Source organism: Colwellia chukchiensis (genome assembly GCF_002104455.1).
Lineage (GTDB): Bacteria > Pseudomonadota > Gammaproteobacteria > Enterobacterales > Alteromonadaceae > Cognaticolwellia > Cognaticolwellia chukchiensis.
This window is the reverse complement of sequence record NZ_NBOC01000022.1, coordinates 15,134-35,322: the sequence shown is the minus strand read 5'-3', so window position 1 is coordinate 35,322 and position 20,189 is coordinate 15,134. Positions and strand designations below refer to the sequence as shown.

Annotated in this window: 18 protein-coding genes; 5 read left to right on the top strand and 13 right to left on the bottom strand. The window is 43.5% G+C overall.

The annotated features are described in order from the left end of the window. The first annotated feature begins 224 nt into the window (after positions 1-224). Both B6K83_RS16725 and B6K83_RS16720 read left to right on the top strand, forming a co-directional pair. Positions 225-1,715 carry a SulP family inorganic anion transporter gene (locus tag B6K83_RS16725; protein WP_085286009.1) on the top strand — a complete coding sequence of 497 codons (1,491 nt, stop codon included), beginning with the start codon at positions 225-227 and terminating at the stop codon, positions 1,713-1,715. Positions 1,716-1,724: 9 nt separating this feature from the next. Then, positions 1,725-2,576 carry a universal stress protein gene (locus B6K83_RS16720; RefSeq protein ID WP_085286008.1) on the top strand — a complete coding sequence of 284 codons (852 nt, stop codon included), beginning with the start codon at positions 1,725-1,727 and terminating at the stop codon, positions 2,574-2,576. Positions 2,577-2,594: 18 nt separating this feature from the next. Here B6K83_RS16720 and ubiK read toward each other — a convergent pair whose 3' ends face one another. Beyond that, on the bottom strand, positions 2,595-2,846 hold the full coding sequence (ubiK, locus tag B6K83_RS16715; RefSeq protein ID WP_085286025.1) for a ubiquinone biosynthesis accessory factor UbiK: 252 nt from the start codon (positions 2,844-2,846) through the stop codon (positions 2,595-2,597). Between the two features lie 176 nt (positions 2,847-3,022). On the opposite strand from ubiK, the gene rep reads away from it, so the two are divergent. Next, positions 3,023-5,041, top strand: coding sequence for a DNA helicase Rep (gene rep, locus B6K83_RS16710; RefSeq protein WP_085286024.1), 2,019 nt, complete (start codon positions 3,023-3,025; stop codon positions 5,039-5,041). A gap of 146 nt (positions 5,042-5,187) precedes the next feature. After that, positions 5,188-6,198: a GGDEF domain-containing protein gene (locus B6K83_RS16705; RefSeq protein ID WP_158088377.1), complete on the top strand. Its 1,011-nt coding sequence runs from the start codon at positions 5,188-5,190 to the stop codon at positions 6,196-6,198. Positions 6,199-6,213: 15 nt separating this feature from the next. On the opposite strand, the gene B6K83_RS16700 is transcribed toward B6K83_RS16705, so the two are convergent. From B6K83_RS16700 to B6K83_RS16645, 12 genes are all read right to left on the bottom strand, one after another. Further along, a complete protein-coding gene (locus B6K83_RS16700; RefSeq protein ID WP_085286006.1) occupies positions 6,214-6,693 on the bottom strand; it encodes a YehS family protein in 480 nt (159 codons plus the stop codon). Positions 6,694-6,776: 83 nt separating this feature from the next. Beyond that, positions 6,777-8,342 (bottom strand): ubiquinone biosynthesis regulatory protein kinase UbiB, encoded by a 1,566-nt coding sequence (gene ubiB, locus B6K83_RS16695; RefSeq protein WP_085286005.1) that lies wholly within the window; start codon positions 8,340-8,342, stop codon positions 6,777-6,779. Between the two features lie 27 nt (positions 8,343-8,369). Beyond that, positions 8,370-8,993, bottom strand: a complete 624-nt coding sequence (locus B6K83_RS16690) for a ubiquinone biosynthesis accessory factor UbiJ (RefSeq protein WP_085286004.1) — start codon at positions 8,991-8,993, stop codon at positions 8,370-8,372. A gap of 3 nt (positions 8,994-8,996) precedes the next feature. Beyond that, positions 8,997-9,788: a bifunctional demethylmenaquinone methyltransferase/2-methoxy-6-polyprenyl-1,4-benzoquinol methylase UbiE gene (ubiE, locus tag B6K83_RS16685; protein ID WP_175474845.1), complete on the bottom strand. Its 792-nt coding sequence runs from the start codon at positions 9,786-9,788 to the stop codon at positions 8,997-8,999. 130 nt (positions 9,789-9,918) lie between these two features. Next, on the bottom strand, positions 9,919-12,006 hold the full coding sequence (recG, locus tag B6K83_RS16680) for an ATP-dependent DNA helicase RecG (protein WP_085286002.1): 2,088 nt from the start codon (positions 12,004-12,006) through the stop codon (positions 9,919-9,921). A 51-nt stretch (positions 12,007-12,057) separates the two neighbouring features. Then, positions 12,058-12,768: a tRNA (guanosine(18)-2'-O)-methyltransferase TrmH gene (gene trmH / locus B6K83_RS16675; protein ID WP_085286023.1), complete on the bottom strand. Its 711-nt coding sequence runs from the start codon at positions 12,766-12,768 to the stop codon at positions 12,058-12,060. Between the two features lie 72 nt (positions 12,769-12,840). Further along, entirely contained in the window at positions 12,841-13,230 is a 390-nt protein-coding gene (locus tag B6K83_RS16670; RefSeq protein WP_085286001.1) for a RidA family protein, read from the bottom strand. Between the two features lie 18 nt (positions 13,231-13,248). After that, positions 13,249-15,357: a bifunctional GTP diphosphokinase/guanosine-3',5'-bis pyrophosphate 3'-pyrophosphohydrolase gene (spoT, locus tag B6K83_RS16665; protein WP_085286000.1), complete on the bottom strand. Its 2,109-nt coding sequence runs from the start codon at positions 15,355-15,357 to the stop codon at positions 13,249-13,251. 242 nt (positions 15,358-15,599) lie between these two features. Further along, positions 15,600-15,878, bottom strand: a complete 279-nt coding sequence (gene rpoZ / locus B6K83_RS16660; protein ID WP_085285999.1) for a DNA-directed RNA polymerase subunit omega — start codon at positions 15,876-15,878, stop codon at positions 15,600-15,602. A 74-nt stretch (positions 15,879-15,952) separates the two neighbouring features. Next, positions 15,953-16,576 carry a guanylate kinase gene (gmk, locus tag B6K83_RS16655; protein ID WP_085285998.1) on the bottom strand — a complete coding sequence of 208 codons (624 nt, stop codon included), beginning with the start codon at positions 16,574-16,576 and terminating at the stop codon, positions 15,953-15,955. A 299-nt stretch (positions 16,577-16,875) separates the two neighbouring features. Continuing rightward, positions 16,876-18,063: an amino acid aminotransferase gene (locus tag B6K83_RS16650; protein ID WP_085285997.1), complete on the bottom strand. Its 1,188-nt coding sequence runs from the start codon at positions 18,061-18,063 to the stop codon at positions 16,876-16,878. Between the two features lie 302 nt (positions 18,064-18,365). After that, entirely contained in the window at positions 18,366-19,076 is a 711-nt protein-coding gene (locus B6K83_RS16645) for a DUF445 domain-containing protein (protein ID WP_085285996.1), read from the bottom strand. A 181-nt stretch (positions 19,077-19,257) separates the two neighbouring features. Here B6K83_RS16645 and B6K83_RS16640 point away from each other — a divergent pair, with 181 nt between their 5' ends. Then, the gene (locus tag B6K83_RS16640; RefSeq protein ID WP_085285995.1) at positions 19,258-20,184 is read left to right on the top strand and encodes a peptidylprolyl isomerase; all 927 of its coding nucleotides are present in this window, start codon (positions 19,258-19,260) and stop codon (positions 20,182-20,184) included. Positions 20,185-20,189 lie beyond the last annotated feature (5 nt).

Below are 20,189 nucleotides of genomic sequence, written 5' to 3'. Positions count from 1 at the left end.
GCACGCAGTTAAAATAACACTTGCACCACGTCAAGCAATCGGCATAATTATTCGCCTAGTGCGAGCTTATAATCTTTCTTTTGAGATCAGGCGAGTCATCGCGCTTAATAAACAACGTAGCCAAGGTAGAGCCATGCTACTTTAGCAGTTAGCATATTTTAGTTTATGTCGACCGCGCTTGCATTCTAGCTAAGGTTGACAATGAGGTTGTGAAAAGGATAACTATGATTTTTTTGTCGAAAAAAGACGACTGGTTTGGCAACATTCGCGGTGATCTGCTTGCGGGTATAGTTGTTGCGTTGGCACTAGTACCAGAGGCCATTGCCTTTTCTATTATTGCTGGTGTTGACCCGAAAGTGGGCTTGTATGCCTCGTTTTGCATTGCCACTATTATTGCTATTGTTGGTGGTCGTCCCGGCATGATATCTGCGGCAACCGGTGCCATGGCACTTTTGATGATCACCTTAGTTAAAGAGCACGGCTTAGAGTACTTACTAGCGGCGACGTTATTAACCGGTGTTTTGCAAATACTCGCGGGTTATTTAAAGCTCGGCAGTTTAATGCGTTTTGTCTCACGCTCAGTGGTAACTGGTTTTGTCAACGCGTTAGCGATTCTGATTTTTCTAGCGCAGCTGCCGGAGTTAACTAATGTGACTTGGCATGTTTATGCTATGACCGCGGCTGGTTTAGGCATTATTTATTTATTTCCGTATCTTCCGGTATTAGGTAAAAACATACCTTCACCGCTAGTGTGTATCGTTTCACTGACTATTTTATCGCAAATCATAGGGTTAGAGATCAGAACCGTTGGCGATATGGGTGAATTACCCGACACCTTACCAATTTTTTTATGGCCTGATGTACCTTTAACCTTAACCACACTGTGGATCATTTTACCTTATGCCATAGGCTTAGCGATTGTTGGTTTGCTCGAGTCTATGATGACTGCCACCATAGTGGATGACTTAACCGATACTAAAAGTGATCGCAATCGTGAATGTAAGGGCCAAGGTATTGCTAATATTGGTGCTGGCTTAATGGGCGGTATGGCGGGTTGTGCCATGATAGGGCAATCAATTATAAATATTAAATCCGGTGGTCGTGGTCGTTTATCTACCCTCACCGCCGGCATATTTTTGCTGATTTTAGTGGTATTTTTAGGAGAGTGGTTAAAACAAATTCCTATGGCAGCGTTAGTCGCTGTGATGATCATGGTTTCCATTGGTACGTTTTCATGGAGCTCAATCCGCGATATAAAAAGCCATCCGTTATCCAGTAGTGTGGTGATGGTAGCAACCGTGATTGTGGTGGTGAGCACACATAACTTAGCATTAGGGGTTTTTGTCGGTGTGTTACTGTCTGCGTTATTCTTTGCCAATAAAATCAGTCGCTTTATGGTTGTTAAACACAGCATAAGTGCAGAAAAAGAGCGACTTTATCAGGTTACTGGGCAAATATTTTTTGCTTCGGCGGATAAGTTTGTTGATGCCTTTGATTTTCATGAAGTGGTGAATAAAGTTGCCATTGATTTGTCACATGCGCATTTTTGGGATATCAGCGCTGTCGGCGCCTTGGATAAAGTAGTGATTAAGTTTCGACGAGATGGTGCTGAAGTAGAGATTATCGGCATGAACGATGCGACTAAAACGGTGATTGATAAGTTTGCGGTGCATAACGATCCTGCGGCAGTAGAAAAAATGATGACCGGGCATTAAGGAAAAGCTATGACAAAAATAATTGCATGTATTGATGACTCAAAAATGGCGCAATCAGTATGCGACACCGCAATTTGGGCGGCCGTACGTTTACAAAAGCAAATCATGTTACTAAACACCATTGAAAAAGATCAGCAAGCTGGTAGTGACGACTTAACCGGCGCTATCGGCTTAGGAGCGCGCTCTAGCTTGTTGGGTAAATTGACGGCTGTTGATGAGCAACGCGCTAAAGCCGCCATTGCAAAAAGTGATAAGATATTAGCCGCAGCTTTAGCAAGAGCAACCGCAGCTGGTGTAGATAACGTGGTTACCAAACAACGACATGGTGACTTTATTGAGGCGCTCAGTGCCTTAGAGCAAGAAGCGCGCTTAATAGTTATTGGTCGGGCAGGACAAGATCATCAAAGTGAGCTCAGCGCCATAGGCTCTCATATAGAGCGCATTGTGCGTCAAGTTGATAATTCAATCGTGATTGCCCCCGAGCATTTTCAAGCGCCAACAGATTTTATGTTAGCTTATGATGGTCGACAGGTTGCCGATGAAGCATTACAGCGCATTATAGATGGTGGCTTACTTCAAGGTATTCGTTGTCATTTAGTGACGATAAAAAATAACGCAAAAGACCAAGAAGCAAAATTTGAGCAAGCGAAAAGTCGCTTAGTACAAGCTGGTTTTGAGGTAGTCGCGCGTTATCTGGATGGCGAAATTTATCCGCAGCTAATACAGTACCAACAAAACAATGCCATTGACCTTATAGTCATGGGGGCATTTGCTCATTCGAAAGTTAGACAGTTTTTTCTCGGCAGTAATACCATGCGCATGATTGAAAACTGCCAAACCCCTTTGATTGTGCTCAAGTGATGGCTAAACGCACAGGGTTTATTGTGCGTTTAATTTCGCTTCTAAGCTGGCAATTTGTGCTTCCAGTTCAACGAGTTTAGCGCGGGTTTTAATTAACACTTGTGTTTGTACATCAAATTCTTCACGGGTAACCACATCCAATTGTGATAGTTTGCGTTGTAACACAACTTTTGTTTTATCTTCCATATCGGCAGCAAAATCTTTTAAACCGGCCGGTAGTGAGTCGGTCACTTGCTTTGCAATATCTTCAATTTTTTTCGCGTTTATCATCTCTGTTGCCATAGTGGTTTTGCAATTTCGCTATTGTAAGCACTATTGCCCATAAGATCGAGAATAAAGCACAGAAGAAATTGCCACGCGAGGTGCAAAGTAGGTGTTGTCTTGATTTAAAGCAGGTAAAATTAGCACTCAATGATTTTATACCCTAAGTGAGTTTTAAAGCCGCAATGAAGTTAAATCCAGGCCAAAGTGAAGCAAAAAAATATGTCAGTGGACCCTGCTTAGTATTAGCGGGTGCTGGTAGTGGTAAAACCGGGGTGATTTGTCAAAAGATTGCCTACTTAATTGAAAAATGTGGTTATAAAGCCAAACATATTGCTGCGGTCACTTTTACCAATAAAGCCGCCCGTGAAATGAAAGAGCGGGTGGTAAAAATGCTGGATAAGTCGCTAACCCGAGGCTTAACCGTGTGTACGTTTCACTCGTTAGGGCTAGATATTATTCGGCGCGAAGTGAAAACCTTAGGTTATAAACCCGGTTTTACCTTGTTTGACGACCAAGACAGTTTAGCGTTATTAAAAGAGCTGACCCAAGAGCAGCTTGATGGCGATAAAGATTTGTTAAATCAGCTGCAAATGATGATTTCTAACTGGAAAAATGACCTGCTATTACCCGAGGCTGCCATTGCGCAAGCTAGCGATGGCGATAGTCGCTTATATGCCCAGTTTTATGGCTTGTACCAACAACATATGAAGGCCTATAACGCGCTAGACTTTGACGATTTAATTTTAATTCCAACCTTGTTAATGCGCAATTACCCTGAAGTGAGAGCCCGTTGGCAGCAAAAAATTCAGTATATGTTGGTGGACGAATATCAAGATACTAATGCTAGCCAGTACGAACTGGTGAAATTAATTACTGGCGAAAAAGGCCTGTTGACTGTGGTGGGTGATGATGACCAATCTATCTATTCTTGGCGCGGCGCCAAACCGCAAAACTTAGTGTTACTCGGGCAAGACTACCCGAATTTGAAACTGATCAAGCTAGAGCAAAATTATCGCTCTAGTGGGCGCATTTTAAAATGTGCCAATATTTTAATTGCAAATAATCCTCACGTTTATGACAAAGCCTTATTTAGCGAGCTTAATTACGGTGTTGAGCTGCGGGTGTTACAAACGAAAAATGAAGAGCACGAAGTTGAGCGGGTAGTCGGTGAATTAATCGGTCATCGATTTTTAAACAAAAGCAAATATAAAGACTACGCCATTTTGTATCGCGGTAATCACCAGTCACGGCTACTGGAAAAAGCCTTAATGACTAACCGTATTCCCTATAAAATCAATGGTGGTACCTCGTTTTTTTCGCGTGCTGAAATCAAAGACATGATGGCGTTTTTACGGGTGTTAGTGAACCCAGATGATGACAATGCCTTTTTGCGAATTGTTAATGTGCCACGTCGCGAAATAGGGCCAACAACGTTAGAAAAACTTGGCAGCTATGCCAATATGCGACAAATTAGTATGTTTGCTGCTAGCTTTGAATTGGGTTTAGAGCAGCATTTAACCGGTCGAGGTTTGCATAGCGTACAAAAATTTACTCACTGGCTGGTGGCAACGGCTGATCATGCTGAGCGTGGTGAAACCGCTGAAGTGCTAAGGGCTATGGTTCGAGAGATCAATTACGAAGATTGGCTGTACGATACCTCGCCCAGCGCCAAAGCGGCAGAAATGCGCATGAAAAACGTTACTCAGTTATTTAGTTGGGTTACGCAAATGCTAGCGGGCGATGGTGATGAAGAGCCGATGACTTTAGCGCAAGTCGTGACGCGCTTAACGCTGCGTGACATGATGGAACGTAATGAGGATGAAGAAGATACCGATCAAGTGCAGTTAATGACGCTCCATGCCTCCAAAGGGTTAGAGTTTCCTTATGTTTTTTTGATTGGCATGGAAGAAGGTTTACTGCCACATCAAACCAGTATTGATGAAGGTAACGTTGAAGAAGAGCGCCGCTTAGCCTATGTTGGCATAACCCGTGCACAAAAAGAGTTAATATTCACTTACGCCCGAGAGCGCCGCCAGTTTGGTGAAGTAGCGCGCACGGAAGCCAGTCGTTTTTTACATGAATTACCGCAAGACGATTTAAGCTGGGAATTAACGCAAAACAAACAAAGTTTAGAGAAAAAACAAGCGGCGGCAAAAATGGGTGTGGCAAACTTACGCGCTATGCTCAAACAAAAAAAATAATAGCCGTTCTAGAGGCAGTAAGCTAAATGCATGTTGTACTTAGATTATCTGATTGAATAGTATTTAAGAACGTTTTATATTAGAGCAGTAAGCAAGGTAACATATTACTACGCAAAGGAAGTCACAATGCATAAATGGCATGCAATATGAGTAAGCGTTCAGCGACCGAAAAAATGTTACTCACCTTGAGTGCTATTGCAGCGGTTAGCATCTCGCCATTTGTTTATTTTCGATGGCTTGACGGCGACTTGGTGATGGCGTTTATTGATGCCATGTTAATTTTGGTATTAATGATATTTTTTCTCCTAGTTTATCGAACCGGTAAAGTCAGCACGGCAAAATTCTTGTTAGCCAGTGCCCTTACCGTGGCGATTGTAGCGATTGTGGCTATTCGGGGTCAGTCGCATTTATTATGGTTATACCCCTGTATGATCGCCTTCTACTACATTTTACCGCCACGCCCTGCCGGCATTATTTGTTTTGTTGGTATTACCCTTATTGCCATAGTGTTATTCCCCAGTACTAGCGTGCTAGGACTTTTTACTATTATTTTCACGTTATTTTTAACCGCGCTGTTTTCCTATGTTATTTTTGAAAGTTACAGTAAAACTAATGAAAAACTGACCTTATTGGCAGATATCGACCCACTAACCTCTGCTGGCAATCGTCGCGCTTTAGATCGACAGTTGGGTAAAATTCTAGCCGATCAACAACGCGCAGCCTCTGCTGTGTCTTTGTTATTATTAGACTTAGATCACTTTAAAAAAATCAATGACCAAAATGGCCATGCCAAAGGTGATATTGTGTTAGTGCAATTGGTGGAACTAATACAAAAATACACCCGTTCGCTTGATGATATTTATCGTTATGGTGGCGAGGAATTTATTATTATTCCTTTACAAGTGACCTTGCAAGAAGCCGCGCAGTTAGCAGAAAATTTGCGAAAGTTAATTGCAGAGACTAAATTTGCTAACACCATTACTTTAACTGTTTCTATTGGTGTTGCTCAGTATCGCACCGGCGAAACGGCAGAGTCATGGATCAGCCGTGCCGATGCGGCGCTATATAAAGCTAAAGACGGTGGCCGTAATCGCGTCATCACGGAAACAGACTTGGCAACCGCCGTTACGATCAATAACGGCGAGGTGTCCGTTTAAGGATGCCCTTGCTGATTATTCTTTAATGAGCTTAATCGCGTGCTGGTGTTGCAAATGTAAGCCATTAAAAAATTTCAACAAGGTTTCATCACTACAACTACGGTAGTGTTTATGCTCAACCTTGCGAAAAAAAGCGCTGAGCTCATGCTTGCTTAAGGTTAGGTCAGCCGCTGCCAGCACGGCAATAATATCGTCGGCTTTTAGTGCCAGAGCAATTTTGACTTTGTTAAAAATGCTATTGTTATTGATGGTTTGTTGCAACTGTGCTTGTGCGCCGTCTTTAACACCACGCTGCTCAATGATCAAACCGTCAAGAAAACTCGCTAAAACGTTATCCGGAACTCGTCTAAAGGCTGGATCGCCATTTTTCAACAGAAATTGGCTAATCGCTTCGTCGCTTTGTGGGCACTGTGCCAGCTGAAAAATGGCGGCTAGTTGTTCATTGCTGAGGGCAAAGATATAACGAACGTGTTGTAAAACTTCGTTGTTGGTCATGTTTATTCCTGTGACTAAAAATTTCGCTAAAGTATAGCTGGCAGGCTGAGTTGCTGCGTAACGGTTTAAATAAGGTGCGCTTATTAACTCAAGCCTATGGTCAAGCAAATGGCAAGCGTGGCAAGTACTACCAGCTTTTTCATTTGCTTATTGTGTTGCACTTGTTGCTGCTGTATCTGCTGTAAGCTTGTCAGTTGCTGGCGCTGTGCCGCGCGATTGGTTTTCAGGTAATCGTAGACTAGGTCTGGGATCTCAGGCAGTTTTTCATTCCAATAAGGCAGGTTACCTTTAATTTTAGTAAACACAGCTTTAATACCCATTTGCTCTTTTACCCAGTTTTCAAGAAATGGTTTAGCGGTTTGCCACAAGTCTAAAGCTGGGTAAAGTTGGCGGCCTAAACCCTCAATATAGAGTAAAGTTTTCTGTAATAGCACCAGTTGTGGCTGTACTTGCATATTAAAGCGACGGGCGGTATTAAACAAATTTACCAACACTTGGCCAAAAGATATTTCGGCTAGTGGTTTGTTAAAAATGGGCTCACAAACGCTGCGAATGGCAAACTCAAATTCGTCTACGCAAGTGTCACTAGGCACCCAGCCAGAATCTACATGCAGTTGCGCTACTTTACGGTAGTCGCGGTTAAAAAAGGCGACAAAGTTTTCTGCTAAGTAACGCTTATCTTCACGATTTAAGGTACCGACAATGCCGCAATCAATGGCGATCCAGGTGGGATCGGCAGGATTGCTAGCATCAACAAAAACATTGCCTGGGTGCATATCGGCATGAAAGAAGCTATCTCGAAATACTTGCGTGAAAAATACTTCCACACCGCGCTCGGCCAGCAGTTTCATATCGACATTTTGTTCATGTAAGGCGGAAATATCGCCTACACCAATCCCGTAGATGCGCTCCATGACCATAACATTTTTTGAGCAGAATTTGCTGTAAACTTCAGGTACATAAAGTACTTTGTCTATCGCATTACCTTGGCTAAAGTTACGTTTAAGTTGAATGGCATTCGCTGCTTCACGATGTAAATCTAACTCTTCTAAAATGGTTTTTTCATATTCAGCCACCACTTCTACGGGTCGTAGACGCTTGCCATCAGGCAACCAACGTGCAATAAGCTTGGCAAAGCGGGCCATAATTTTAATATCTGCTAGGATGGTGTTGGCAATTTTAGGCCTTAGCACCTTGATCACGACTTGTTGTTCATCGCCATCTTGACATAGTGTCGCGGTATGAACTTGGGCGATTGACGCCGACGCTAACGGGTTTTGCTGGAAGTCTTTAAAATGGTGCGCGAACACTTCATCACCAAGGGCAGCGGTAATAATGGCTTCGGCTTCTGCTCCCGAAAATGCCGGCACTTTATCTTGTAATAAATTTAATTCGTTGGCGAAATCATCGGCCAGTAAGTCTCGGCGTGTCGACAGCATTTGACCAAACTTAACAAAAACTGGCCCTAAAGACTCAATGGCTAAGCGAAATCGTTGGGCTTTGGTTTTGTCTTTATGTTTATTGCCTAGCCAAAATAATGAATGGCGAGCGATTTTTACATACCAAGGTAAGTACTTTTTCGGTACCAACTCATCTAACCCAAACTGAAGAAATGTTTTGACGATTTTATATAAACGTTTGCTACTCACCGCAGGGCCTTATGATAGATGATTTTGTTACTTATTAAGCGCGTCAAGTCGTTGCTGTAATGCGTGCAGCTTTGCTGTTACTTGCTCAACATCACGACTAAAGTACGCTAATTCGCCAGCCGTTACCAGCAAGCGTTGTTCATGCACTAGCCATTCGCTGGCGTCGGCTTGAATTTGTGTGCGGGCAAAGTTAATCTTTTCTCTCAGGCTTCGGCCCACTCGCCCTAATTGATAAGTAGGCATATCACCTATCCGTTTAGCTATCTCGCTTTGCCAGTCAATGTCGAGTGTTTGGGCAATTTCAGCAAAGCGTTGCGCGACCTTTAGATCGCCTTGTATATCGAGTTGATCATTTTTTATTAAGTCGGTGAGTTGTTGGTTTTTATTGAACGCAAGCAAGGTACTGACGCTGGTGCGTATACAGCAATGATAGTGTTCGTCACTGCTGGTGACGTGCACTTTTTCATGACTGATGGTAAAACTTAACGGCATGTTCAGTTCGGTGAGTTGCACCGTTAAAGTTTTCCCCGATAACGGTCGTAATGCCCGCGTACCCTGCATGTTATAACGCAGTAATTGGTTGATCAGGGTTTCGAGTGCCGCGCTTAACGCTTGGGCAAATAGCAATGGCTCACCGAGAACTTTTTGCATAGCTTAAAACTTATAGCCTTTATGTAATGCCACCACACCACCTGTTAAGTTTTTGAAGCTCGTTTGTTCAAAGCCCGCTTGCTCCATCATGCTTTTTAAGGTTTCTTGGTCGGGGTGCATACGAATCGACTCCGCTAAATATTGATAGCTGTCACCGTCTTTGGCAACTATCTCGCCCATTTTAGGTAAGATATTAAAAGAGTAAAAGTCGTATGCTTTATTAACCAGTTCATGCTCAGGCTTTGAGAATTCTAATACTAATAAGCGACCACCAGGTTTTAACACCCGATACATAGAACGTAATGCCATGTCTTTATCGGTGACATTGCGTAAGCCAAACGCGATTGTGATAACGTCAAAGGTATTATCTTCAAACGGTAAGTATTGGGCGTTAGCTTGCACATATTCAATGTTTTGCACTAAGCCTTTATCGCGTAATTTATCTCGACCTACATTAAGCATAGAGCTGTTAATATCAGCTAAAATCACTTTACCTTCACGGCCAACAAGTTGAGAAAATTTTGCCGTTAAATCGCCAGTACCACCAGCAAGATCAAGCACTTTGTTGCCGGGGCGCACGCCACTGGCATCGATAGTAAAACGTTTCCATAACCGATGAATGCCAAACGACATTAAATCATTCATGATGTCGTATTGTTGCGCTACTGAGTGAAACACATTGGCAACTTTTGACTCTTTTTCATGTTTGTCAACGGTTTGAAAGCCAAAATGGGTGGTACTTTCATCGTTACGTTCAGTGTGAGAGGCTGGGTTTTGATCGTGTGCAGACATCATAGTTTCGCTATTAACTAAAGTTGGGGCTAGTTTAGCGCATTTTTTGTAATTTATTAACACTTGAGATCAAGCCAGTGTCGATAAAGCTTAGCCGATGGTCATATTTTTGCGCGTAAGCCGATATTGCGCATTACGCGTTTGAATATTGCTCTCGGTTTGCTAGCCAACGTTGGATTAAGGCATTAGCTTGTGCTGGATATTGTTGCCAAATTTGGCGTGCTTGCTGCTGCACTTGTGGGATCAGATGTGCATCACGCTCTAAGTCAGCAATTTTTAAATCAGCCAAGCCGGTTTGTTTGGTGCCGAGTAATTCACCCGGACCGCGAATTTCCAGATCTTGTTGGGCGATCACAAAGCCATCATTGCTGGTTCTCAGTACCTTTAAACGCTTAGTCGCGGTTTTCGATAACGGTGCTTTGTACATTAATACGCAATGTGAGGCCACGGAGCCACGGCCAACGCGACCGCGTAATTGATGCAATTGCGCTAGCCCTAAGCGTTCAGGGTTTTCAATCACCATTAAACTGGCATTAGGCACATCAACGCCGACTTCAATCACTGTGGTGGCAACCAGTAAATCCAGTTGCGCGTGTTTAAATTGCTCCATTACCGCTTGTTTTTCATCGGCTTTCATTCGACCATGCACTAAACCGACATTGAGCTCAGGCAATTGTGCTTGTAAATACACGGCGGTATCTTCTGCAGCTTGGCATTCAAGCACTTCAGATTCGTCAATCAAGGTGCAAACCCAATAAGCTTGACGGTTATCCGAGATGCAGCCTTGGCGAATGCGCTCAATAACTTCATCACGACGACTATCGGGCAATGCTATTGTGGTAATTGGTGTGCGCCCAGGGGGTAACTCGTCAATCACTGAGGTGTCTAAGTCTGCATAGGCGGTCATGGCCAGCGTGCGCGGAATCGGGGTTGCGGTCATAATTAATTGATGTGGGTAATTACCTTGGAATGCACCTTTTTCGCGCAGTGACAGGCGTTGATGGACACCAAACCTGTGTTGCTCGTCAATGATGATCAGGGCGAGCTTATGAAAAACCACTTGCTCTTGAAAGAGCGCGTGAGTGCCGATGACCATTTGCATACTGCCGCTTGCTATCTCTACTAAGGCTTCACGTCGGGCTTTAGCTTTAGTTTTACCGGCGAGCCAGCCAACTGAGATATCAAGAGCTTGAAACCACTTTTGAAAATTAATGGCGTGTTGCTCAGCTAAAATTTCCGTTGGTGCCATTAAAGCAACTTGAAAACCTTGCCCGATAGCGGTTAATGCCGCTAATGCCGCTACTAAGGTTTTCCCTGAGCCGACATCCCCTTGTACTAAGCGCATCATGGGCATGGCTTTCGCTAAGTCGGTGCGTATTTCTGCACTGACCTTGGCTTGTGCTTGGGTCGGAGAAAATGGTAATAACGACAAAAATCGTTGCTCTAGTTGTTTATCTATTGCTAACGGCACCGCAGGGTGATGATCACTGGCGGCGCGTAATTTCAACATACTGAGGTTATGGGCTAGCAACTCTTCTGTGATCAGGCGCAGCTGTGCAGGATGCTTGCCGGCTTCCATTAAACTGACACAGGTATCGGGTGGCGGTCTGTGGATCAGTGTTAAGGCGTCCGCTAAGCTGTAGTTTGGTTGGCAAATATCACTGGGTAATAACTCTTCAACCTGACCGCGCTGTAAACGCGTTAATGCTTGCTGGGTTAAATTGCGCAGGGAAATTTGCCGTAAGCCGTCTGTGCTTGGATAGACGGGCGTTAAGGTTTCTTCTTCAGGGGAGAGCGGTTTATCTTGTGCAAGAGTTTTATATTCTGGATGAACAATTTCAAAGCCACGCATACCGCGAGTGATCTCACCATAACAGCGAATAGCAAGGCCAATACTGAGCTGGTTTTTTTGGTTAGCAGAAAAGTGAAAAAAGCGCAGCTTGATACTGGCGGTACCATCATTGACGGTCACCAGTAACATTCTGCGTTTACCTTGAATAACCTCACTATGGGTTATTTCGCCAATGATATTGGTGTAAATACCGGGCATAAGATCACGCACTGCGGTAATTCGCGTGCGATCTTCATAACGCAGTGGTAAGTGAAACAGCAAGTCTTGTAGCGTGTTTACTCCGACTTTGGCGAGCTTAGTGGCCATACCGGGACCAACGCCTTTTAAGCTGGTGACCGGTACTTGCGCTAAATTTGTTATCGCTGCCATTTCACGAGACACCGCAAATTTCCTTGCTGTAGATGGATTTAAAACCGTTGTTTATTCGTTATCAATATTTTGCCAAGCATCTTGGGTCATTTGCATTTGTTGCCACCATTGTTCAGAGGCGACAATTTGGCCATCTTGGTCAATTTCTGGGTAAGGTAAGCCTTTTCGCTGACAGGCTTTGGCAAAAATGGGGTGACCGCCTTCAAATAATATCCGTTGCCGACGTTGTTGGCTGATCCTTGGTTGTTGGTACATGCCGGCTGCTTGGCGCTGACGTTGTGCTTCATATAACACCACAGAACAGGCGACAGACACATTTAATGATTGCACCATACCTACCATAGGAATAATGATGTCTTGATCTGCCATGTCGAGGGCTTGTTGTGAAGCACCAAACTTTTCTTGTCCTAAAATTATCGCTGTTGGCTGGGTATAATCGATTTCTCGAAAATCTACTGCGCTGGCAGATAAATTAGTAACTAGTACCTGCATACCTTGCTGTTTTAAGGTATCTATAGCGTCTTTAGTGTTAGTGTAATTATGGACATCAAGCCAATTTTGGCTGCCGGCCGCGCTGCCACCTGAAACACGCATGGTTTCATTTTTCCATACCGCGTGGACATCGCTAACCCCAACGGCATCTGCGGTGCGCACCACCGCCGCTAAGTTGTGATTTTTGTGTACACCCTCCATACATACGGTTAAATCAGGCTGGCGCTGATCTAGCATGGCGTTAATTCGTTCTAGTCTTTCCGGGCTCATAATGGCTTCTAAAGTCGCTTTAAATATCGGCAAACGTGTGTTTACAGTGAGTTGTTTTGCTATAGTGCTGGCTTAGCTGTAGTTGGGTAGCTCCATAATGCCATCTATTTCAATGGCAACATCTTTCGGTAATCGTGCCACTTGTACCGCAGCGCGCGCCGGGTAAGGTTGCTGAAAATATTGGCTCATGACTTCATTTACTGTGGCAAAGTTTTCCAAGTCTTGTAAAAAAATATTCAATTTTACCATATCGTTAATTGTACCGCCGGCCGCTTCACAAACCGCCACCAAGTTTTTAAAAACTTGCTGGGTTTGCTCAGCAAAGTCGGCTGAAACTATCTCCATAGTGGCAGGCACTAAGGGTATTTGGCCAGAAAGGTAAACCGTGTTATTTACTTTGACGGCTTGGCTATAAGTACCAATAGCACTGGGGGCATGTTCAGTGTTGATGATGGTTTTCATAAATTTTCCTAAATAGATTTATTTGTTGCGAATAACCCGTTGTACGTCGGGCATGACTTTAATTTTTCGAATAATATCGGCTAGGTGGATCCGGTTGCGACAGGTAATTTCCATATCGATTAAATACAGTCCGGAGTCTTTTTCGCCAGAGTTAAGTGAATGGACATTAGAGCCGCAGCGAGCAATAACATTGGTTAATGCTGCAAGCGCACCTTTGTGGTTGAGTATGTCAATACGTAATTTGGCGATAAAGTCGCGATCAATGTCGGTATCCCAGCGCACTGGAAATAAACTACCTTGCTCGTGGCCTTTGTTATTGCGACAGCCATGCTGGTGTACCATTAAGCCTTTCCCTGGGCTTAAATAGGCCAAGATAGAGTCACCAGGAATAGGTCGACAACACTTACCGTAGCTAACCATCATACCTTCCGTACCCTTGATGGGCATTTTGCTTTTCGCGCTGGTGACAGTAAGCTCAGTTTCATCATTAAACTCGTCTTTTAAACGCTTCGCTATACCGATACTCAGTGCATTACCCAGACCAATATTAATCAATAATTCTTCAATGGATTTATTGCCGGTATCTTGGACTACTTGCGTAAGCTTTTCTTGGCAAATATCTTCGAGCTTAGTTGAACCTAGGGCATGGCTAAGCAATCGCCTGCCAAGGGCGAGTGATTCGGTTTTTTCTTGCGAGCGCAAATAGGTGCGAATTTGCAGTCGTGCTTTAGAGGTGACCACAAAATTGAGCCAAGTGGCGTTAGGTCTAGCTGCGGTGGAGGTGATCACTTCAATGGTTTGTCCGGAGTCAAGCGGTTGGCTTAACGGGAAAGGCTTACGATCAACCTTAACGCCGACACACGAGTTGCCAACATCGGTATGCACCGCATAAGCAAAGTCAACGGCAGTTGCGCCCATGGGTAGCTCAATAATGCGGCCGTCGGGCGTAAAGACATAAATTTCTTCTGGAAATAAATCTGATTTGACGTTTTCGATAAACTCATACGAACTGCCGGCACTTTGTTGCAGTTCAAGTAAACTTTGCATCCAGCGTCTGGCTTTCATTTGCGCTGTGGTACCGGAGTCGTCACCGTCTTGCTTATATAGCCAATGGGCGGCAACGCCTCTATCCGCCATTTGATCCATGTCGTGGGTGCGAATTTGAATTTCAACCGGAATACCGTGTGGGCCAATTAACGACGTATGCAATGATTGATAGCCGTTAGTTTTAGGAATGGCAATATAATCTTTAAAGCGCGTTTCAATGGGTTTATATAAATTATGTGCAGCGCCTAATGCCCGATAACAGTCATCGATCTTATCACCTACGATAATTCTAAACGCATAAATATCCATTACCTCGTTGAACATAAGCTCTTTATTAAGCATTTTGCGATAGATGGAATAAAGGTGTTTTTCGCGGCCAATAACTTGGGCTTTTAAGCCATTTTCCGCTAAACGACGGGTGATTTCTTCTTGAATATTATTGACAATTTCTTTGCGGTTACCGCGGGCTTGTTTAATGGCAGACTTTAGCGCCCGTGCGCGCATCGGATAAAGGGCTTCAAAACCTAAAACTTCCAATTCATTTTTTACATCATGGATACCAAGGCGATTGGCGATGGGTGCGTAAATTTCTAGAGTTTCACGAGCAATACGGCGACGTTTATCAGGTCGCAGCGATCCTAAGGTGCGCATATTGTGGGTGCGATCGGCTAGCTTGATCAAAATCACGCGAATATCTTGCACCATGGCTAAGATCATTTTGCGGAAGTTTTCCGCCTGCATTTCTTCTTTGTTATCAAACTTTAGTTTATCAAGCTTACTGACCCCTTCCACAAGTTCTGCCACAGTATGACCGAACAGCTCGGCTAACTCGTCTTTAGTTGCGGGGGTATCTTCAATCACATCATGCAACAAGGCGGCCATTAAGGTTTCATGGTCAAGATTCATTCGAGCAAGGTTGAGCGCCACCGCAACTGGGTGGGTAATGTAAGGTTCGCCACTCGAGCGCATTTGGCCGTCGTGTGCGGCACGGGCAAAAATATACGCCTGCTTAAGCAGGTCAACCTGTACTTTTGATAAATAACTTGAAACTAGTTCTTTTAATGGTTCAAAAAGGTACACCCAGTTTTTCCTTGATGATTAATCGTTGGTTAGCTTTGATTGATAAGTTTAGGATACGATTATTTTCTGGCTATGCCAATGTTTATGCATCCTAGCGGCTTAAAAACTCAGAAGTTTGTCATTTTCACGCTGAAAAGCGAATACTTGCACCAGCTTAATTAGGGCAGTAAATAAAAAACGCGTAAATTACGATGGGGTAATTTACGCGTTTTCACTGTACTTACTCGTTTAAACCACAGTTATTAAGCTTGATTGCCACCAACGATGGCAGCGACTGCGGCTAATTCTGCAGAGTCTTGTTGTACTTGTTCATGGCGATCTGAGCTGTCCATGACTTCGGTAGTAATTAAGCCAGCTTCGATTTCACGCAAAGCCAATACTGTTGGTTTGTCATTTTCAATTTCTACCAATGGATCTTTTCCGCCCGTGGCAATTTGACGAGCACGACGAGATGCGATTAACACCAAGTCAAAACGGTTGCCGACTTTTTCTACGGCATCTTCAACAGTTACGCGAGCCATGTGGTCACTCCAACAATTAAATTTATAAAATAGTGGCGTAGTTTACTTGATCCTCATAGCAGTACGCAAGCGCTCTAGGCTAATAAATCTGCAAATAAATCGCTATATTGGCACGCTTGCTGGCTACGCTTTAAGCGTTGATTATTGACGATAGTGGTTAAATCAGCCAAGGCTTGCTCAAAGTCATCATTGATGATGATGTAGTCGAACTCTTGATAATGTGAGCACTCAGCCTGTGCCTGCGCCATACGTTCTTGGATCACCGCATCGCTATCTTGACCGCGACTGCGCAACCTTTGCTCTAGTGCTTGCTTAGAAGGCGGGCAAATAAAGATGGAGGTCACTTCGGGTTTTTTCATTCTCACTTGCTGTGCACCTTGCCAGTCGATATCAAGAAAGACATCAATACCTTGGGCAAGTTGTTGATCTATAGCCTGCTCACTGGTGCCATAATAATTACCAAAGACCTCGGCATATTCATAAAACTGGTTGTCACTGATAGCTTGTTGAAATTGTGCTTTATTAACAAAGTGATAATGCTGACCGTCGACTTCGCCTGGGCGTGGCGCGCGCGTGGTATGTGAAACCGATACTTGCATTGGTCTTGACGATGTTTGCTTTAGTAAAGCAGAAATTAAACTTGATTTACCGGCACCACTGGGCGCGGATAAGATAAAAAGGTTGCCTTTAGTTGTCACAATGTATCCTTTATTTAGCTGCGGGTTATTCGCTAAAGCAGTCGCTGTTATTAATCATCAATATTAGGGCGCGCACTATACCTAAATTTTGTTAATTTTCCCAACAATAGTATAGCGATAAATGGCCTATTAACAATTTAGTCAAATAAAATAAAGGGCAATAAAAGTGTGAGACAAGAGGTAAGGTGCACAAACGATAGGCGTAAAAAAGCGGCTCATTGCGTTAATATCAATTAAGAGCCGCTAGCGTCAATCAAAGCGAGTGGCATTGCCCTAGCCTTGATTAAATATCATCCAATTTACAGTACTTTGGCGATCGATTTTGCCAAATAGTCGACATTACTCTTAGCAATACCCGCAATACTGATACGGCTTGAGCCAACCATATAGATACTATATTCACTTTGTAATTGCTGTACTTGTTCAGGCGTTATCCCCAAGAAAGAAAACATGCCTTTTTGGCGTGGAATAAAGCTAAAATCACGGCTGACACCGTTTTCAACTAGTTTGTCGACTAACAGTTGGCGGTTGCCGTTGATTCGATCACGCATGGTTTTTAGCTCTTGGTGCCATTGCGTGCGTAATTCATCGGAATGTAAAATTGTTTCAACTACAGCCGCACCATGGGCTGGTGGCATTGAATAAATACAGCGGATAACACTTAGCAGTACAGAATTGGCAATATCAGCACTTGCTGCGTTTTCAGCTATGATAGTACAAGCGCCTATTCGCTCACGATATAAACCAAAGTTTTTTGAGCAAGAGCTACAGACAATCATTTCTTTTACGCTGTCAGCCATTAAACGTAAACCGTATGCATCTTGGTCTAGCCCTTCGCCAAAGCCTTGATAAGCCATATCAATTAACGGTAAAAAGCCAACATCTTTGGCAACTTCCGCGACTTGCTGCCATTGCTCGTTAGTTAAATCCATACCACTGGGATTATGACAACAGGCATGCAATAACACGGTATCATCTGGCTTAACCGTTTTTAAAGCGGCAAGCATGCCGTCAAAATCTAGGGTTTTATTTTCGTAATCGTAATAGGGATAAGTTTTGACGTTTAATCCGGCCGCTTGAAAAACACCACTGTGATTTGCCCAAGTTGGGTTACTTACCCAAATAGTCGCGCCGGTTTTGCAAGAGCTGATAAACTCAGCGGCAACACGCAAGGCACCTGTGCCGCCTGGCGCGGAAACAGTGCGTGCACGATTTTCTAATAAAACTTTGTGATGACCAAAAATTAACTTCGCCATTTCTTCGTTAAAAAGTGCCGAACCCGTTGGGCCGATATAGACTTTAGAGTCTTCGGTATCGAGTCGATGTTTTTCCGCACTTTTTACACAATCCAAAACAGCGGTATGACCCGCTTCATTTTTGTAGACACCAACGCCTAAATCAATTTTATTAGGATTCGCATCTTCACGATATTTAGCCAACAAACCTAAAATAGGATCGGCAGGCAGTGCCGTTAAACTACCAAACATTATGGGGGTACCTTTTACCAAGAGAGGAATTTTTCATGCTCGAACAACGCGAGTGATGCCAGCGCATTAATCCCTGTGATTAAAGGCCAAGCATAACGGCTATCAGGCTAAAATTAAAGCATAAAAAGTAAAAAAATATGGCGTATTTGCTTCGACAAAGCCACACTGGTTGCCCAGTTCGGCAGATTTTTTAAATACGGGGTAAAAATATGCGGTAAGTGTGAACTTAGCCAGTGTTAAGCTCAGCATTACGCTGGCTAAGGTTTACTAATAAAATAGCATAACTTTCAAATAAACTGAGCTTATAGTGTGTTTGAAATTGCGGCAACAAAGCCAATAATTGCGCCAAAAAATCCGCCCCAAACCACTAACCAACCCAAATGTTCTTGAATCATTTTTTGCACGATTTCTTTGACAATTTGTGGCGTTAGCTCATTCAGGCGTTGGGTGATAATGTCACTGACTTTTTCACGCATGCTAGCCATAATATTGGGTTGCTCTAACTCTTCACGCAACATGGTATTAAACTCATCGCTTTCGCTAATTTCGATGACCGAGGCGCGCATTTTCTCGATAAAAGGTTCACGCATGGGTTGCAGTGCCTCGCTACCCCCCATCATGGCTAACATACTGCCAAATGATGACTGCTCAACAACGCTGACTAAGTTGTCAAATGCGGGCGATAAATCGATTTTGTTGATCACAGGTGTCAGGTCGATGGTGGTTGCAGCGTTATCATTACCCTTGAGAAAACGGTCAATGTTTGCTTCGGTAAAAAATTGCTCCATCATGAGTGCCCGAATCGCGACTTTGAAATCTTCAAAACGCGCAGGAATAACACCCGAGCCATACAAAAAAGGTACGCGCTCAAATAGCATATGAATAGCCAACCAATTAGTTATTGCGCCTGAAAGCGCAAATAAGCCAACCGTAAAAATAATATTATTATCACTTAGGTAGCCAATAATAATAGCGCTAAGTGCCAAGAAATTCGTGAGAAAACTCTTATTCACAAAAACTCCAACTATAAAATAAGAACCGTGATTTTTAGTGTGATATTCGTTATGGTAACAATTGCTTAGAGCGACGCCAATCATTCATTTTGCCGGCGCTGTTGTCGCTGATAAATTTAAGCAACTATTGAGTTATATTGTTATAAACTGGTGCGTAAAGCGATAATAATAAAGGGATACCATGAAATTTAGAACTCTGTCTTTAAAAACTATTGTGTTAACCAGTGTTTTTAGCCTGTCATATGGCGGATTGGTTAATGCTGAGCAAAATGTACAAGCACAAATGATGGCAAAAATTGCCGCAGACAACGCCAAGCAAAAAAAAGACGAATGGCGCACCGTAGCACTTGAGAATATGGTGCTGTTAACGCTACCCCATGGTGAGGTGGTAATTGAACTGGCGCCACAGTTTTCACCTAAACATGTGCAGCAATTTAGCCGGTTAATTCAGTCTGGACATTATGACGGTAACAAATTTTATCGGGTGATTGATGGCTTTGTGGCGCAAGCGGGCCCAGAATATAATAGCCGCGTTGACAGGCAAGTGCCTTTATTAGCGCTTGAAGGTGAGTGGGCAACAGACAAGGATTGGTCGTTTACGTTAGTGCAAAGCCCCGACCTTTTTGCTGAGCAAACGGGCTTTAAAGATGGTTTTGCCATTGCGCACAATGTCAGTGAACAAAAAGCGTGGTTAGCGCATTGCCCAGGTGTTGTTGCTATGGCGCGTGGTAATGATGCGGACTCTGGCTCAAGTCACTTTTATATTACGATCGGGCAAGCACCTCGATATTTAGATCGTATTATGAGTATTTTTGGTCGTGTTATTTATGGTATGCAACATGTGCAAGCCTTAACCCGCACCGCTGCGATTGAGGGTGATAAAGCCGTCGACAGCCAGCAGCATACCCCGATAGTTTCAATGAAAATGATGTCGGATGTTGCGCCGGAAAAACAAATTCATTTACAGGTTAAAAATACCGATAGTGCACTTTTTGCCACTAAGTTAGCTGAGCGCTTAGCCCGCAAGAGTGCGTTTTTCTTTAAACAGCCTCCGCAAGTGTTAGATGTTTGTCAAACCCCAGTTTTAACCCGTCGTATTGACGGTTAATTTTA

Bases quoted from the DNA above. Each gene is read 5' to 3' on its own strand.
- B6K83_RS16670 (WP_085286001.1), bottom strand. From the start codon at position 13,230: ATGAAAACCATCATCAACACTGAACATGCCCCCAGTGCTATTGGTACT.
- B6K83_RS16720 (WP_085286008.1), top strand. From the start codon at position 1,725: ATGACAAAAATAATTGCATGTATTGATGACTCAAAAATGGCGCAATCA.
- trmH (WP_085286023.1), bottom strand. From the start codon at position 12,768: ATGAGCCCGGAAAGACTAGAACGAATTAACGCCATGCTAGATCAGCGC.
- rpoZ (WP_085285999.1), bottom strand. From the start codon at position 15,878: ATGGCTCGCGTAACTGTTGAAGATGCCGTAGAAAAAGTCGGCAACCGT.
- rep (WP_085286024.1), top strand. From the start codon at position 3,023: ATGAAGTTAAATCCAGGCCAAAGTGAAGCAAAAAAATATGTCAGTGGA.
- recG (WP_085286002.1), bottom strand. From the start codon at position 12,006: ATGGCAGCGATAACAAATTTAGCGCAAGTACCGGTCACCAGCTTAAAA.
- B6K83_RS16690 (WP_085286004.1), bottom strand. From the start codon at position 8,993: ATGCAAAAAGTTCTCGGTGAGCCATTGCTATTTGCCCAAGCGTTAAGC.
- B6K83_RS16725 (WP_085286009.1), top strand. From the start codon at position 225: ATGATTTTTTTGTCGAAAAAAGACGACTGGTTTGGCAACATTCGCGGT.
- B6K83_RS16650 (WP_085285997.1), bottom strand. From the start codon at position 18,063: ATGTTTGGTAGTTTAACGGCACTGCCTGCCGATCCTATTTTAGGTTTG.
- B6K83_RS16700 (WP_085286006.1), bottom strand. From the start codon at position 6,693: ATGACCAACAACGAAGTTTTACAACACGTTCGTTATATCTTTGCCCTC.
- ubiK (WP_085286025.1), bottom strand. From the start codon at position 2,846: ATGATAAACGCGAAAAAAATTGAAGATATTGCAAAGCAAGTGACCGAC.
- B6K83_RS16640 (WP_085285995.1), top strand. From the start codon at position 19,258: ATGAAATTTAGAACTCTGTCTTTAAAAACTATTGTGTTAACCAGTGTT.
- B6K83_RS16705 (WP_158088377.1), top strand. From the start codon at position 5,188: ATGAGTAAGCGTTCAGCGACCGAAAAAATGTTACTCACCTTGAGTGCT.
- ubiE (WP_175474845.1), bottom strand. From the start codon at position 9,788: ATGATGTCTGCACACGATCAAAACCCAGCCTCTCACACTGAACGTAAC.